General features: G+C 74.3%; 10 protein-coding genes. 2 read left to right on the top strand and 8 right to left on the bottom strand.

Going from position 1 to position 14,050, the window contains the following annotated elements:
- Nucleotides 1-127 precede the first annotated feature (127 nt).
- From ACFVN3_RS03750 to uxaC, 6 genes are all read right to left on the bottom strand, one after another.
- A complete protein-coding gene (locus ACFVN3_RS03750; RefSeq protein WP_378230720.1) occupies nucleotides 128-1,450 on the bottom strand; it encodes an RNA polymerase sigma factor in 1,323 nt (440 codons plus the stop codon).
- A 10-nt stretch (nucleotides 1,451-1,460) separates the two neighbouring features.
- Nucleotides 1,461-1,817: a YciI family protein gene (locus ACFVN3_RS03745; RefSeq protein ID WP_378218861.1), complete on the bottom strand. Its 357-nt coding sequence runs from the start codon at nucleotides 1,815-1,817 to the stop codon at nucleotides 1,461-1,463.
- Nucleotides 1,817-1,987 (bottom strand): hypothetical protein, encoded by a 171-nt coding sequence (locus tag ACFVN3_RS03740; RefSeq protein WP_378230717.1) that lies wholly within the window; start codon nucleotides 1,985-1,987, stop codon nucleotides 1,817-1,819. Before ACFVN3_RS03740 ends, ACFVN3_RS03745 begins: the two co-directional genes overlap by 1 nt.
- Nucleotides 1,988-2,192: 205 nt before the next feature.
- The gene (locus ACFVN3_RS03735) at nucleotides 2,193-3,677 is read right to left on the bottom strand and encodes a serine hydrolase domain-containing protein (RefSeq protein WP_378230715.1); all 1,485 of its coding nucleotides are present in this window, start codon (nucleotides 3,675-3,677) and stop codon (nucleotides 2,193-2,195) included.
- 4 nt (nucleotides 3,678-3,681) lie between these two features.
- Nucleotides 3,682-5,715 carry an alpha-glucuronidase gene (locus ACFVN3_RS03730; protein ID WP_378230713.1) on the bottom strand — a complete coding sequence of 678 codons (2,034 nt, stop codon included), beginning with the start codon at nucleotides 5,713-5,715 and terminating at the stop codon, nucleotides 3,682-3,684.
- Between the two features lie 75 nt (nucleotides 5,716-5,790).
- Nucleotides 5,791-7,290, bottom strand: coding sequence for a glucuronate isomerase (gene uxaC, locus ACFVN3_RS03725; RefSeq protein ID WP_378230710.1), 1,500 nt, complete (start codon nucleotides 7,288-7,290; stop codon nucleotides 5,791-5,793).
- Nucleotides 7,291-7,426: 136 nt separating this feature from the next.
- Between uxaC and ACFVN3_RS03720 the strand changes: the two genes are divergently transcribed.
- Nucleotides 7,427-8,461, top strand: coding sequence for a LacI family DNA-binding transcriptional regulator (locus tag ACFVN3_RS03720; RefSeq protein ID WP_378230707.1), 1,035 nt, complete (start codon nucleotides 7,427-7,429; stop codon nucleotides 8,459-8,461).
- Nucleotides 8,462-8,616: 155 nt separating this feature from the next.
- Here the strand turns inward: ACFVN3_RS03720 and ACFVN3_RS03715 are convergent, their stop codons facing one another.
- Both ACFVN3_RS03715 and ACFVN3_RS03710 read right to left on the bottom strand, forming a co-directional pair.
- Nucleotides 8,617-12,006, bottom strand: coding sequence for a family 16 glycoside hydrolase (locus ACFVN3_RS03715; RefSeq protein ID WP_378230705.1), 3,390 nt, complete (start codon nucleotides 12,004-12,006; stop codon nucleotides 8,617-8,619).
- Between the two features lie 153 nt (nucleotides 12,007-12,159).
- Nucleotides 12,160-13,164, bottom strand: coding sequence for a LacI family DNA-binding transcriptional regulator (locus tag ACFVN3_RS03710; RefSeq protein ID WP_378230702.1), 1,005 nt, complete (start codon nucleotides 13,162-13,164; stop codon nucleotides 12,160-12,162).
- A 316-nt stretch (nucleotides 13,165-13,480) separates the two neighbouring features.
- Here ACFVN3_RS03710 and ACFVN3_RS03705 point away from each other — a divergent pair, with 316 nt between their 5' ends.
- Nucleotides 13,481-13,768 carry a hypothetical protein gene (locus ACFVN3_RS03705; protein WP_378230699.1) on the top strand — a complete coding sequence of 96 codons (288 nt, stop codon included), beginning with the start codon at nucleotides 13,481-13,483 and terminating at the stop codon, nucleotides 13,766-13,768.
- The last annotated feature ends 282 nt before the right edge of the window (nucleotides 13,769-14,050 follow it).

Genomic DNA, 14,050 nt, shown 5'->3' with positions numbered 1-14,050 from the left:
GGCCGCCCGGAGGTCGTCGACGGTACGAGCGCGGAGCGACATGGGCGTGTGCACCTGCGGATCTTCGCGCACCGATCGTGCAGACGTCACTCTGCGTCGACCATCGACCTGACGGAGACCGGACGGGTCACGGTGCCAACAGGTCCGCCAGGCGGCGTTCCAGGAGGCGGCGGTCGCCCTCGCGGTCGACGAGCGTCAGGGCGAGGCGCAGGTCGACGGCGGCGTCCGCGGGCCGTCCGGCGCGCAGGAGCAGCTCCGCCCGGACGGCGGGCAGCAGGTGGTACCCCGCGAGCCCGGGCTCGGCGGCGACGGCGTCGACCGCGGTGAGCCCGGCGTCCACGCCGTGCACCTCGGCGACGGCGACGGCGCGGTTGAGCGCGACGACCGGGGAGCCGGTGAGGTCGAGCAGCACGTCGTACAGGCCGAGGATCTGGGGCCAGTCGGTCGTGTCGGCGTCGGGGGCCTCGTCGTGCAGCGCCGCGACGGCGGCCTGCACCTGGTAGGGCCCGGGGCGGCCGACGGCGAGCGCGGCCTCCAGCTCGGCCACGCCCTCGGCGATCTCGTCGTGCCGCCAGCCCGTGCGGTCCTGCTCGGCGAGGGTGCGCGTCGAGCCGTGCGGACCGACGCGCTGGTCGCGGCGGGCGTGCTGGAGCAGCAGGAGGGCGAGCAGCCCGCGGGCCTCGGGCTCGTCGTCGAGCAGTCGCGCGGCCAGGCGCGCGAGCCGGACGGCGACGTCGGCGAGCGCGCGCCGTTCAGCCGATCCCTCGACCATGGCGGCGGGCTCCGCCCAGGCGTCGTAGCCCTCCGTGAAGAGCACGTACAGGACGGCGAGGACGCCGTCGACGCGCTCTGCCCGGAGCTCGGCGGGCGGCACGCGGAACGTGATCCCCGTCGCGCGGATGCGGCGCTTGGCCCGGACGAGGCGCTGCGCCATCGTCGCCTCGGGGACGAGGAAGGCCCGCGCCACCTGGGCCGTCGTCATGCCGGTCAGCGCCCGCAGGGTGAGGGCGACCCGGGCCTCGGCGGGCAGCGCCGGGTGGCAGCACGTGAACAGCAGGCGCAGGAGGTCGCCGTCGGGGTCGTCGAGGTTCCACCCGCCGTCGTCAAGGCAGACGGCGACCTGCTCGACGACGGGGTCGGCGGTGGCGCTGCCGGTCCGCGGCCCCGGATCGACGCGCTCGCCCAGACGGCCCGACGCGGCGACCCGCTCCGCCTCGACCCGGCGCCGTCGCAGGACGTCGATCGCGTGCCGGCGGGCCGTCGTCGTGAGCCAGGCGCCGGGCCGCTCGGGGACGCCGTCGCGGCTCCACGTGCGCAGCGCGGTCGCGAACGCCTCCTGCGCGGACTCCTCGGCAAGGTCGAGGTCGCCCGTGCTGCGCGCGACCGCGCCGAGGACGCGTCCCCACTCGGTGCGGAACGCGTCCTCGACGGCGGGGCCCGGATCCGTCACGACCGACGAGTCACGACCCGTCGAGGTCGAGCGGCCAGGCCGGGTGCAGCTCGATCGCCCCGCCGTACGCCATGGGGTGCTCGGACGCGATGGCGATCGCGGTGTCCAGGTCGGGCGCCTCGAGGACGTCGAACCCGGCGATCGTCTCCTTGGTCTCGGAGAACGGCCCGTCGGTGACGAGGACCTTGCCGCCGCGCACCCGGACACCGACGGCGTCCTCCGCGGGTCGCAGCCGGTCGCCGACCACGGCGGCCCCACTGCCGTAGTGGCGCCCGACCCACTCCTCGATCGGGGGAGCGGCCTCGGCTTCCTCGGGGCGCAGGTCAGGGTCGTGGGGCGTGCCGAGCACGAGCATCAGGTAGCGCATCAGAGGTCCTCCGCCCTCGTCGTCGCGGGCCGGCGGAGCGCCGTCGGCCCGTAGAGCACCACGTCCGCGGCCTCGATCCCGTCGCCGACGCTCCGTCGCCCGTCACGGTAGCGCGCGAGGTCCGGTGGCTGCTCCCGGTTCGCCGCGAGGATCGTCTCCAGAAATCGCATCGTGCCTCCTTCGTCAGTGCGGCCCGTGCGGCCGCTCACCAGGACGACGAAGCCCGGGTGGCGAGATCGACACGATGTGGCGACGAGTTTCGGGAACTCGTCGAGGCGGCGGCAATGCGGGGCGGCACCGTTCCGTGAGATCGACCCGAGAGTCCGAGATCGACCCTCGGAGGGCCGATCTGGTGACGGGCGGGTCGATCTCGCGTCAGGAGAACGTCGCGGCGTGGGCCGCCGGGACGACGAGCGTCGACAGGCTCGGGTGCCACAGCGGCGTCGTGTGCCAGGCGAGGGTCAGGTGCTCCCCGGTGCGGCCCGTCGCGACGACGCGGTGCGGCGACGTCGGGAGCACCACGTGCACCTCGACGGTGCCGTCGGGCAGCGCCCGGCCGCGCGTCGAGACGACGAGCACGGGGTCGACGACGGGCCCCGCGGCAGGGCCGGAGCCCTCCGCGGCGTGGGGCCAGGGCAGGACCCGCGTCGTCCAGCGGTCCTCGGCGACGGGGACCGGCTGCCCGCCGACGGCGAGGCGCCAGGTGTACGGGGACCCGGCCCGGACGGCGTGGAGCGTCCACGGCACCGGGCTGATCACGTCCTGCGGCGTCGGCTCCGGGTCGAGCTCCCGGCCGAGGATCCCCGGCCACGCGTCGAGCGTCGCGATCCGGTCGGCGAGGCGGGCGGCGGAGTCCGGGTCCGCCGGCAGCGGGGTGCTGGCGTCGCCCGTGCGCTCGACGAACGCCCAGATCGCGTCGAGGGTGGGCTGGGCGCTGCGCGTCGCGCCGCGGTAGCCGATCGCGAGCCCGCGCTCGGCGACGGCGATCGCGAACTGCCCGTACGCGCCGTCGGCCCGGAACCCGTGCCGGCTCGTCCACACCTGGTAGCCGTAGCCGCGCGACCAGTCCGGTGGCTCGCCGCCGGCCACCCCGGGGGCGCCTCCGTGCTCGGCCGTGTCCGACCAGGGCTCGCGCATCGCCGCCAGCCACGCGGGCGGGATCACCGTGACGCCCGCGTAGCGGCCGCCGTCGGCCATCGCGACGGCGAGGCGCGCGACCTCGGCGGTCGTGACGTGCAGCCCCGAGAAGCCCTGGTCGAGGCCGTCGATCTCTGCCCACCACGGGCGCGCGACCCCCAGAGGGTCGAGCACGCGCGGGCGCAGGTAGGCGAGCAGCCGCTCGCCGGTCACTGCGGTGACGACCGACGACAGCGCGCGCGACGCGGGCGAGCTGTACGCGAAGTGCGTGCCCGGTGCGTGCTCGGGCGGGGTCGCGAGCAGGCGCGGGAGGTCGAACCCGATCTCGGCGAACTGCCCGGACGTGTGACCGGTGTTCATCGTCAGCAGGTGCCGCACGGTGAGGCCGGTCGGGTCGGGCAGGCCGAGCACCTCGCCGACGAGGTCGTCGACGGCGAGGCGCCCCTCGGCCACGAGGTGTCCCACGGCGAGCGCCGTGAACGTCTTCGAGACGGAGTAGACGAGGCCCGGCAGCGGCGCGTCGTGCGGCGCCCACGACGCCTCGACCACCGGGACGCCGCCGCGCGCGACGACGAGACCGTGCGGGTCGAGCCCGCCGCCCTCGAGCGCGTCGAGCAGGTCGAGCACCGCGGCGGACGGGATCCCGTGCGCCTCGGGGGCGGGCGCGGTCGTGCCGGGTCGGGTCACGGCCGCGGTCACCGGCTCGGTCGCTGGCTCTGTCACGTGCTCAGTAGATCGTCCGGCCGCGCGCGTCGGGGACCCCGGACGCGCGCAGGAAGTAGGTGCACACCTGGTCGCGCCACTCGCGTGCCGAGCGGAGCTGCTCCGCGAGCCGCTCGGTGACGCGCAAGAACACCGCGTCGTCGACCGTGCCGCGCAACCCCTCCCACGTGCGGACGTACTCCTCGACGCGCTCGACGCCGGCGAAGTGGGTGTCGTACACGTGCTGGACGACGGTCGTCCCGTCGTGCAGCACGTGCCCGTACGGCACGTGGTGGAAGAAGAGGAGCAGCTCGTCCGGGCACGTGTCGAGCGACTCGTAGACGTCGCGCCATGGCGCGGGGTACTGGCCGGTGTAGCCGGTCCCGGTCGCGCGCGTGCGGTCGACGCCGATGCCGTCGCGGTCGGCGAAGTGGTACGTGCCCCACGGCGAGTACTCGTAGCCGTCGACCGACGGCCCGTAGTGGTGCCCCGGGTTCACCATGAAGCCCACGCCGAGCGGCGCGGTGTACGCCTCGTAGGTGCGCCACGAGTCGTCGAGGACGGCGTGGAGCGCCGTCCGGACGTCCGGGTCGGTGGCGCGGTCGCCCGCGACCGAGGGGGACGCGAACGTCAGCGACACCCATTCGTCGAGCACGTCGGTCGGGTCGAGCGTCGGGTCCCACGCGAGGCGGCCGAACGCGTAGAGGTTCGCCTGGGCGAGCGGGTGGCCCGTCCAGAACGCGTCGTCGCCGACGTTGGACACCGCGGCGATCCCGCCGCCCCGCTCGGCCGCGACCTGCGGCGAGGCCTCTGGCCCGGCGCCCGCGACGACGTCGGACACGGTGGGGGAGCGGTCGTCGCCCTCGACCGGGCCCCACGGGCGGAACCGCAGGATCTCGCTCCACCACGGGCCCAGGTAGCACGCGTGGCGCTGCTGGCCCGTGTACTCCTGCGTCACCTGGAGCTCGACGGCGAGGCGCGTGCGCGGCATCGCGGCGAGCACCGGGGAGACGGGTTCGCGCGTCTGGAAGTCCATGGGCCCGTGCTTGACCTGCACGATCACGTTCTCGTCGAACCGCCCGTCGAGGGGCGCGAAGTGGTCGTACGCGGCGCGCGCCCGGTCGGTCGAGCGGTCGCGCCAGTCCTGCGTGTGGTCGTACACGAACGCGCGCCAGTGCACCGTCCCGCCGAACGGGGCGAGCGCTCGCGCAAGGAGGTTCGCGCCGTCGGCGTGGTCCCGCCCGTACGCGAACGGCCCCGGCTGGCCCTCGGAGTCCGCCTTGACGACGAACCCGCCGAAGTCCGGGATCGCGTCGTACACGTGGGCGACGGCGGTCGCCCACCAGGCCTGCACGTCCGGGTCGAGCGGGTCCGACGTCGCGAGCCCGCCGAGGGTGATCGGCGCCGCGAAGCTCACCGACAGGTGCGTGCGGATGCCCCACGGCCGGAACGCGGCGGCGACGCGCGCGACGTCGGGCAGGTCGTCCGAGAGCAGCCGCGCCTCGCGCGCGTGCACGTTGACGTTGTTGATCGCGACGCGGTTCACGCCCGTCGCCGCGAGGAGGCGCGCGTACTGCTCGACGCGCGACAGGTCCTCGCGCACGCGCCCGTCCGCATAGAAGATCGAGCCGCCCGAGTACCCGCGCTCCACCTGGCCCATGACCGGGTGGACGTCGACGTTGTCCCAGTGGTCGAGCATGCGCAGCGCGTGCGCGGGCTCGTGGCGAGCTTCCGGGTGGCCGGCGGGGTCCGTCGTCCCGACGCGCACGACGTGGAACCAGGCGTGGAGGAGCGCGGCGTCGTCGTCCGCCGCGACGTCCAGGCGGCCGTCGCCGTGCGCGACGACGAACCCCTCGCCGCCGGGGACGGCGCCGGTGTCGCGCAGGACGAGGTCGGCGTCGCCGTCGACGAGGGTCGCGCCCGCGCGCCGGGCCTCGCCGCGGACGGTGTCGGCGAGCGGTCCGTCGCCGACGACGCGGACGGTCCGGCCGCGCAGGAAAGCGGTCGCGGCGTCGGGCAGCCAGGCGGGATGCACGGACGGCTGATCCGGGGTGGTCAAGGGGTCTCTCCTGGGGAACAGTGCGAACGTGAGTGCGTGAAATAGTCGCGAGATCGGGCCTCCGCGGCGACTATTTCATGCACTCAGCGGGGGGTAGGACGCCCTCGGGAGGTGGTAGGCGAGGTCGACGGCGGTCTCCAAGGCCTCGTCCTGGTCGAGGCGGTGCTCGGCGACGAGGCGGGCGAGGTGGCCGGCGTCGATGCGGCGCGCGAGGTCGTGGCGGGCCGGGATGGAGCAGAACGCACGGGTGTCGTCGACGAACCCGCTCGTGTTGTAGAAGCCCGCGGAGTCGGTCGCGGCCTCGCGGAAGCGGCGCATGCCGTCGGGGGTGTCGAGGAACCACCACGGGGCGCCGAGCCGCAGCGCCGGGTAGACGCCCGCGAGCGGCGCGAGCTCGCGCGAGAACGTGTCCTCGTCGACGGTGAACGCGATCATGCGGAAGCCCGGGTGGTGGCCGAACGCCTCGAGGACGGGGCGCAGCGCGCGCACGTACTCGGTGCGCTCGGGGATGTCGTAGCCCTTGTCGGGCCCGTAGGCCTGCGCGACGCCGGCGCAGTGGTCGCGCAGGACGCCGGGGTGGAGCTGCAGGACGAGCCCGTCCTCGGCCGACATCGCGGCCATCTGGAAGAGCATGTGCGCGGAGAACGCCCGCGCCTCGGCTGCCGTAACCTCGCCGCGCAGCGCCCGGTCGAGGATGCGGGCGGCGTCGGCGTCGTCGAGCGGGGTGGTGTCGGCCGTCAGGTGGCCGTGGTCGGTCGCGCGGGCTCCCGCCGCGACGAACGCGGCACGGCGGGCGCGGAGCGCGTCGAGGTAGGACCGGTAGTCGACGACGTCCGTCCCCGCGGCCGCGCCGAGCTCGGCCACCTGGACGGACCAGTCGGCGCGGTCGACGTGCAGGAGCGGGTCGGGGCGGAACGTGGGCACGACGCGCTCGCCCCAGCCGTCGGAGGCGAGGCGGGCGTGGTCGGCGAGCGGGGACTGCGCGGGGTCGGTCGTCGCGAGGAGCTCGAGGCCGAACCGCTCGAACAGCGCGCGCGGACGGTACTCCGGTCGTGCGAGACGGTCGACCAGGTGGTCGTACAGCGCGTCCGCGGTCTCGGCCGACGGCTTCACCGGGGCGCCGAAGACCTCGACGAGCGCGTGCTCGGTCCAGTAGCGCGTCGGGGTGCCACGGAACAGGTGCCAGCCCGCGCAGAACCGGCGCCAGATCTCGCGCGGGTCGGTCTCCGCCGGGGCGGTGCCGGAGGGAGCGCCGGGCAGCGGCTCGACCCCGAGGTCCTGCACGCCGCGCACGCCCGGCGACCCGTGCGGCGACGTGCTCTGCGCGACGAGCATGCGCACGAGGTAGTGGTCGGGCGTGACGAACAGCGCGGCGGGGTCGCCGAACGGGGCGTCGTCGGCGAAGAGTGCGACGTCGACGTGGCCGTGCATCGAGACGATCGGGAGATCTCGCGTCGCGGCGTACAGCTCGCGCGCGAGCGGGCGCAGCACCGGGTCGGCGGGCAGGGCGCGGTCGGGGTGCAGGGACCACGGCGCCGTCGCGGTGGTCGGGTCCAGGTGGGCCGTGCTCGTCACGGGTTCCTCCAGAGGCGTCGTTGCGAACGTTTGCATCCTACGTCATCGGTGATCCGATGGCGTTCTGTCGCCGAGCGCTACAATCGTTCGCAGCCCCGGTTCTCCCCGCGGGGTCCCGAGCGCCGAGGAGGCAGCCGTGGTCACCGTCCGTGACGTCGCCCGCGAGAGCGGGGTGTCGATCTCCACGGTCTCGCGCGCCCTCGCCGAGCCCGAGCGGGTCGCCCCCGAGACGCGCGACCGCGTCGTCGCCGTCGCCAACCGCCTCGGCTACCGGCCCAACCGCGCCGCGAGCGGTCTGCGCGCCGGGCGCACCGGAGCCCTCGGGCTCGTGGTGCCGGACCTGGAGAACCCCTACTTCGCGTCCGTGACCAAGGGCGTGCAGGCTCGCGCGCGCCAGACCGGGCACGCCGTGTTCGTCGTCGACGCGGGGGAGGACCCCGCGCTCGAGACCGAGCTCGTGACCGGGCTGCGGTCCCAGACGGACGGGCTCGTGCTGTGCTCCCCGCGCGCCGCCGAGGCGGACCTCGAGGCCGCGCGCGACGCTCCCGTCGTCCTCGTCAACCTCCGGCACGAGGGCGTCCCGTCGGTCTCCTCCGACGACGCGCACGGCGTCGTCCTCGCCGTCGAGCACCTGCGCGCGCTGGGTCACCGCCGCGTCGCGTACGTCGGCGGGCCCGACCGCTCGTGGTCCGACGCCCGGCGCCGCGCGGGACTCGAGGCCGCCCGCGAGCGCTACCCGGACGTCGAGACCGTGACCGTGGGGTCGTTCCGCCCGCGTGTCGAGGGCGGCCGCGCGGCCGCCGACCTCGTCGTCGCCTCCGGCGCGACGGCGGTGCTCGCCTACAACGACCTCGTCGCCCTCGGCCTCGTGGCCCGCCTGCGCGAGCGCGGCGTCGACGTCCCGCGCGACCTCAGCGTCGTCGGGTTCGACGACACGTTCGTCGCGACCCTCGCCTCGCCGCCGCTCACCACGGTCCGCACCGACCTCGCGCGCCTCGGCGCCCGCGCCGTCGACCGCCTGGTCGCCACGCTCGGCACGCGTCGCGCCGTCGCCGCCGGCGCCGACGAGTCGCCCGACCCCGCGGCTGCGCCCGACGACGTCCTCCCCGTCGAGCTCATGGTCCGCGACTCCACGACCCTCGCCCCCACCCGCGACCTTCCCGCGAGATAGAGCCTCCGGTCTCGGCGTAGGGCTCGCCGGGCTCTACCTCGCGACGGGAACCTCTATCTCGCGCGCCACCTGGGTTCTCCATGGTCGACGACGCACCCGGGGCCGCCTCGCGCGCCGGGTGGCGCGCGGGACGACCCCGGGTGCGGACCGAAGCGTCAGCCGCAGGACGGCTGGGCGTGCTCCGGTGTCGCGACGGTCTGCCGCTCGTCAGAGGTGTCGGACGGACGGGCGGTGACGGTCACGGATCCGGCCGTCGGGTCCTCGACGCCCCGGACGGCGAACGACTGGTAGGCGTTCTTGCCGGGGGCGACGTCGGTGAACGTCTTGGACCCGAACGGCGTGTCGAGGACGACGTCCAGGGGGACGGTGTCGTCGTTGACGGCGCGCACGGCGACGTACGGCGTGCCCGCGAGGCACCGGACCTCGGCGGTCGCGGTGACCGCGACCTCCTCCTGGCCGGGCTCCTCCACGCTGGGGAGGCGCTCGATCCAGATGTTGCGGAACCGCGGGTTGAGCCCCGGGTCGCCGTGGTCCTGGAGCTTGATGTACCCCGACGTCGGGCCCTCGTTCTTGCCGTTGCCGGTCTTGCCGGTGACCGCGACGTCGTCGTGCACGACCTGCCCGTTCCACACGAGGGTGATGCGGGCGTCCTCCGTCTTCTTGCCGTCGGGTCCGAAGCGCGCCGCCCGGAACTCGAGGTCGTACGTCTGCCACGTCCCCATCGGGGTCGCCGCGTTCACGTCCGGGGCCTTCTGCAGGTAGATCGCCCCGGCGTCGTTGTTCTTCGGCGGGTCGATGCCGAAGGACTCGAGCACCTGCACCTCGTACCGCTCCTGGATGTAGACGCCGCTGTTGCCGCGGGCCTGGCCGGTCTGGGAGGGGTCGTGCTCCGGCTGGTACCACTCGACGTGCATCCGGAAGTCGTCGAACTTCTCCCGGGTGCGGATGTCGCCGCCGAGGGACTCGACGGACCCGTCGGCGATCGGCCACGTCGCGGGACCGCCGCCGTTGACGGCTGCCCACCGGTCGAGGTCGTCGCCGTCGAAGAGCGCGATGCGCTCGGTCGGCGTGACGGTGAGGCTGTCGAGGTTGACGTGACCGATGTCGTCGTCGTCGTGCCGGATGGTGATGGTGTTGGCGCCCTCGCGCAGCGGCACGGTCTCGACCTGGGTGGCCCACGTCGACCACGCCACGGTGCTGTCGAACCAGACCTGCTTGAGCTTCTCGCCGTTGACGTAGAGGCTCAGGTTCCTCGGCAGCGGCGCGGGGTCGCTGTTCTGGCCGTTGGCGTAGCGGATCGCGAGGTCGTGCAGGCCGGCCTCCTCCGTGCGGACGGCGAAGGTCGTCTGCGCGCCCGGCTCCCAGTTGCGGTCGACGAACCCGGAGCCCGAGTAGCCGGCGTGGTTGCTGTTCCACCCGGCGCCGCCGCTGATGTCCGCGGCCTCGGCCTCGTAGACCGGCGGCGCGACGGAGCCGTCGGGCAGGCGCGTGAGGGTGTACCAGGCCTCGGTGCTCCACAGCTCCTGGCCGCTCTCGGACGCGAACGGGCGCGGGGAGTGGACGTTCACGACGCGCCCCGGCTTGAGCCCGTCGATCTGGAGCGTGACGGTCTTGCGGTCCTCGGACACGGTCGCTGCCGTGACGTCGAGGTCCTCCTCGTCGACCTTCGGTCCGCCGTACTGCGGGGTCGCGACGTAGCGCCACTGCGCGGCGGTGTACTTCGACGCGAGGTCCTGCGCCGTCTCCTCGGAGAGCGGCTGCGTGTACTCGATCTCGAAGCCGCCCTCGACGGCGCGCATCGCGAGCATGTCGAACGCGTTGTTGTCGTCGTACGTGAGCTTCTGCAGGCCGTAGGAGAGCTTGCCCGCCTGGCCCCAGTTGCCGGACCAGCCGATGCCACCGACGTAGATCGCGCCGTCCGGGCCGACGCTCGTCCGGCTCACGCCGGACTCGAGGCCCTGCGTCATGCGGAAGACGGCGCCCTGCTCCTGGCCCGCGACGTCCTCGAGGTAGGCGCGCTGGAGCCCGCCGTACGTCACGTCACCGATCGCGAGCTGCCCGGCGAACACGCCCTCGGTGAGCACGACCGGGTTGCTCGGCGAGTTCGAGATCTCGCTGTGCGGCATCCACAGGACCGGCTCGGTGACGGGCTGGTCGTCGTAGGGGCCGTCGGGGTTGGTGAAGTGGTTGTAGAACGCGCCCTCCTCGACGCGCACCAGCTTCGACGTCGGGATGCGGACGCCCTGGTTGTCGGTGACGTACATGTCGCCGTCGGCGCCCCAGCCGAGCCCGTTGGGGGTGCGCAGGCCGCCCGCGACGTACTCGACCTCGCCGGTCTCCTTGCTGATCTTCATGACCGAGCCGCGGTTCTCGGCGAGCTGCGGGTCGAGCGAGTTGCCGCCCGGCACCATGGCGATGCCGGTGGTGACGTAGAAGTAGCCGTCCTCGTAGAGCAGGCCGAACGCGAACTCGTGGTAGTTGCCGCCGAACGGCCAGGTCGCGATCGTGTCGTAGTCGTCGGCGACCTCGTCGCCGTCGGTGTCGACGAGCGCGGTGAGGCCGTCCTTCTCGGACACGTAGATCGTGCCGTCGACGTACTTGAGGCCCATCGGCTCCGTCAGGCCCTCCGCGACCTTCGTGTAGGTCACGTCGTCGGCGCCGGTGTCTCCCTGGACGTGGTCGATCAGGTAGACCTCGCCGCGCTGCGTGAGCCGGTCACCGCCCCACGTGGAGATGGCCAGACGGCCGTCGGGCAGCCAGTCCATGCCCGTGACCTGGGGCTGGAAGCCCTCGGGGCGCAGGTCGGTGAGCGTGTAGTCGGGGTGCACCTCGGTGAGCGGCAGACCATCGCCCGGGGCCTCGGTGACGCCCTCGCACTCCTTGCGGCCGGGCGAGGTGACGCGCGTGACGTCGGCGTCGGTGCTCAGCACGGAGTTCGGGACGACCACGTAGCCCGACGCGCCCGGCGGCCGCCACTCGAGCTTCAGCCGCTGGTCGAACTCGCCGTCGAAGTGGTCGATGCGCAGCGCGCGGTAGCCCGCGTCGAGCTGGATCGACCCCTCCTTCGACGTCGCGCCGTGGCGGCCCGGGTGGTCGACGACGAGCTCGTCGTCGAGCAGCAGGCGCGCGCCGTCGTCGTTCGTGATCCGGAAGTCGTACGTGCCGGCCTCGGGGACGTTCAGGTACCCCGTCACCTCGGTGACGAACTTGTCCGTGAGGCCGAAGTCGGCCGCCGTGGTCCAGTCGATGGTCGGCATGATCTTGTCGACGTTGGGCGTCTGGCCGGGCTTGAGCGTGCAGTAGTCGTCGAGGATGACCTGGACGTCGAAGACGCGCAGCGTCACGCCGGGCTCCTGCGGGCGGATGTCCGCCTGCGCCGCGGCGGGTGCGACGGCCGGTGCCGCGGTCGGGACGGCGGCCTGGGCCGTGAGGACGCCGGACGGCACGGCCAGGGCGGCGAGCGCGGCGACGACGGCACGCCGTCTCCTGCGTCGGTGCCGGGGCGTGACGTGCGCGGGTGGTGCGTCGGTCGAGGGGTGTTCCATCAGCCTGCCTCTCCGTCGAGGACCGTGCGTCGGACTGCGCACAGGGCGCGCATCGGTGCGCTGTGCCGTCACTATCCGGGGGCGCGCGCGGTCCGGGCAACGAGTTGCCACTTGTTGCCCCTGGCCCGACGGTGGCCGCGTCCGGGGGCTGGGTCAGGCCGGGCGGCCGGTCGAGCCGCGCTCGACGAGCTTCGCCGGGAGCAGCGTCGGACCGGCGGTCGGCGCGGGCGACGTGCGCAGCTGGGCCAGGAGCCGCTGGACCGCGAACGACCCGAAGTGGCGCAGCGGCGCCGCGACGGTCGTCAGGGGCGGGGTGCAGAAGTCCGAGCCGAAGATGTTGTCGAACCCGACGATGCTCAGGTCGCGCGGCACCTCGACCCCGAGCCGCCGCAGGCCGCGCATCGCACCGATCGCGATGAGGTCGTTGTACGCGACGGCCGCCGTGGCGGGGTGCTTGACGAGGGACTTGGCCGCGGAGAGCCCGCCGGCGAGCGTCGGCGCGAACGGTCCGATCCGCCGCGCCTGGACCTCGGCCTCGCGCGTCGCCTCGCGGAACGCGCGCCAGCGCATCCCGTCGGCCCACGACGCCTCGGGCCCCGCGACGTAGGCGAGGCTCGTGTGCCCGAGCCCGGCCAGGTGCTCGACGGCGCTGCGCATGCCCTGGGCGTTGTCCGTCAGGACGCTCGGGACGTCGGTCATGTGCCGGTTCATGACGACCGTGGGCCGCTGCTTGGCGGCGACCCGGATCGAGGAGTCCGAGAGCCGTGACGTCGCGAGGATCAGTCCCTCCACGAGGGGGAGCGTCCGGTCGAGCGCGCGGCGCTCGGCCTCGTCGGACTCGTGGGCGTCCACCATGAGCAGCGTGTACCCGGCGTCGCGGGCCGTCTTCTCCGCGCCGCGGATGATCTCGAAGAAGAAGGGGTTGGTCACGTCGGCCACGACGATCGCGAGCAGCGAGGTCCGGCCCGTCGGCAGGCCGCGGGCCAGCGGGTTCGTCCGGTACCCGAGCTCGTTGGCGACCTGGCGGATGCGCTCCGCGGTCTGCGCGTTGACGCGGCCGGGACGCGAGAAGGTCCGTGACACGGTCGAGGGGGCGACGCCGGCCGCCTGGGCGACGTCGTAGATCGTCGGGCTGGCACCATTGCCGGCTGAGGTCATGCGGTCGGACTGTAACGGCCCTGACAGCGCCGGACAACAACCGGTTGTCGCCCTCGTGTCGCGGCGGCGGCCCGGATGCGCCGGTACGCGCCCCGTGCCTGCACCGCGCCCCCACCCGTGCCTCGACCTGCCTGCGGCGCCCGCCGTGGCAACACCACGGCAACCGACGGCAACTCCTTGACGAGCCCCGACGGTCGTCCTCCAATGGCTCCGTGATCTCGCGTGCGAACGCGTCCCTGCGCCCGACGACGGCACGTCGGCGGCCTGGACCCCGACCCTCCGGTGCCGCCACGGTCGTGCCCGGCGGGCGGCGTCGATGAGCCGCACGGACCAGGCGCCGCCGGTCGACCTCGCCGTCGACCGGTCCCGCGACGGCGAGGTAGCCGTCCAGGTCGAGGCCGCCGAGAGCGAGCTGCGCCGGCTCGGCCTGGAGGACCTGCGCGTCCACCACCACGGCGACCTCGCCCGGATCGAGGCCCCCCAGGCGGAGCTGCCCGTCGTGACGAGCGAGCCGCTGCGCGGCGAGGTCCTGCGGGCCGTCCGGTCGGCGGGCTTCCGGCTCGTCGCGCTCGACCTCGGCACCCCGGCGGACCCCGGCACCTGACGCGCCGGAGCGCTTCCACGCGCCCCGCCTGGACCGCCACCGACGCGGACCGGCAGCCGACGACGATCCGTCGCCGCACCGCACCGTCGCCGCACCGTCGCCGCCCCGTCGCCGCACCGTCGCCAGGCGGCGCCCAGCGTCGCCGACCGGTGGCAACCGACGGCAACCACGCCCTCCCGCGCGCGTCGCGCGCTCGCACGGTCCGGCACCCGCGGCCCGGTGCGCCTCGCGCCGCGGCCGCTCGTCCAGCGCTGTCAGGTGCAACAAATGGCAACTCGTTGT

It is taken from the genome of Cellulosimicrobium sp. NPDC057862 (assembly GCF_042797035.1).
Classification (GTDB): domain Bacteria; phylum Actinomycetota; class Actinomycetes; order Actinomycetales; family Cellulomonadaceae; genus Cellulosimicrobium.
The sequence above is the reverse complement of the archived record's forward strand: the minus strand, read 5'-3'. Positions and strand labels throughout refer to the sequence as shown.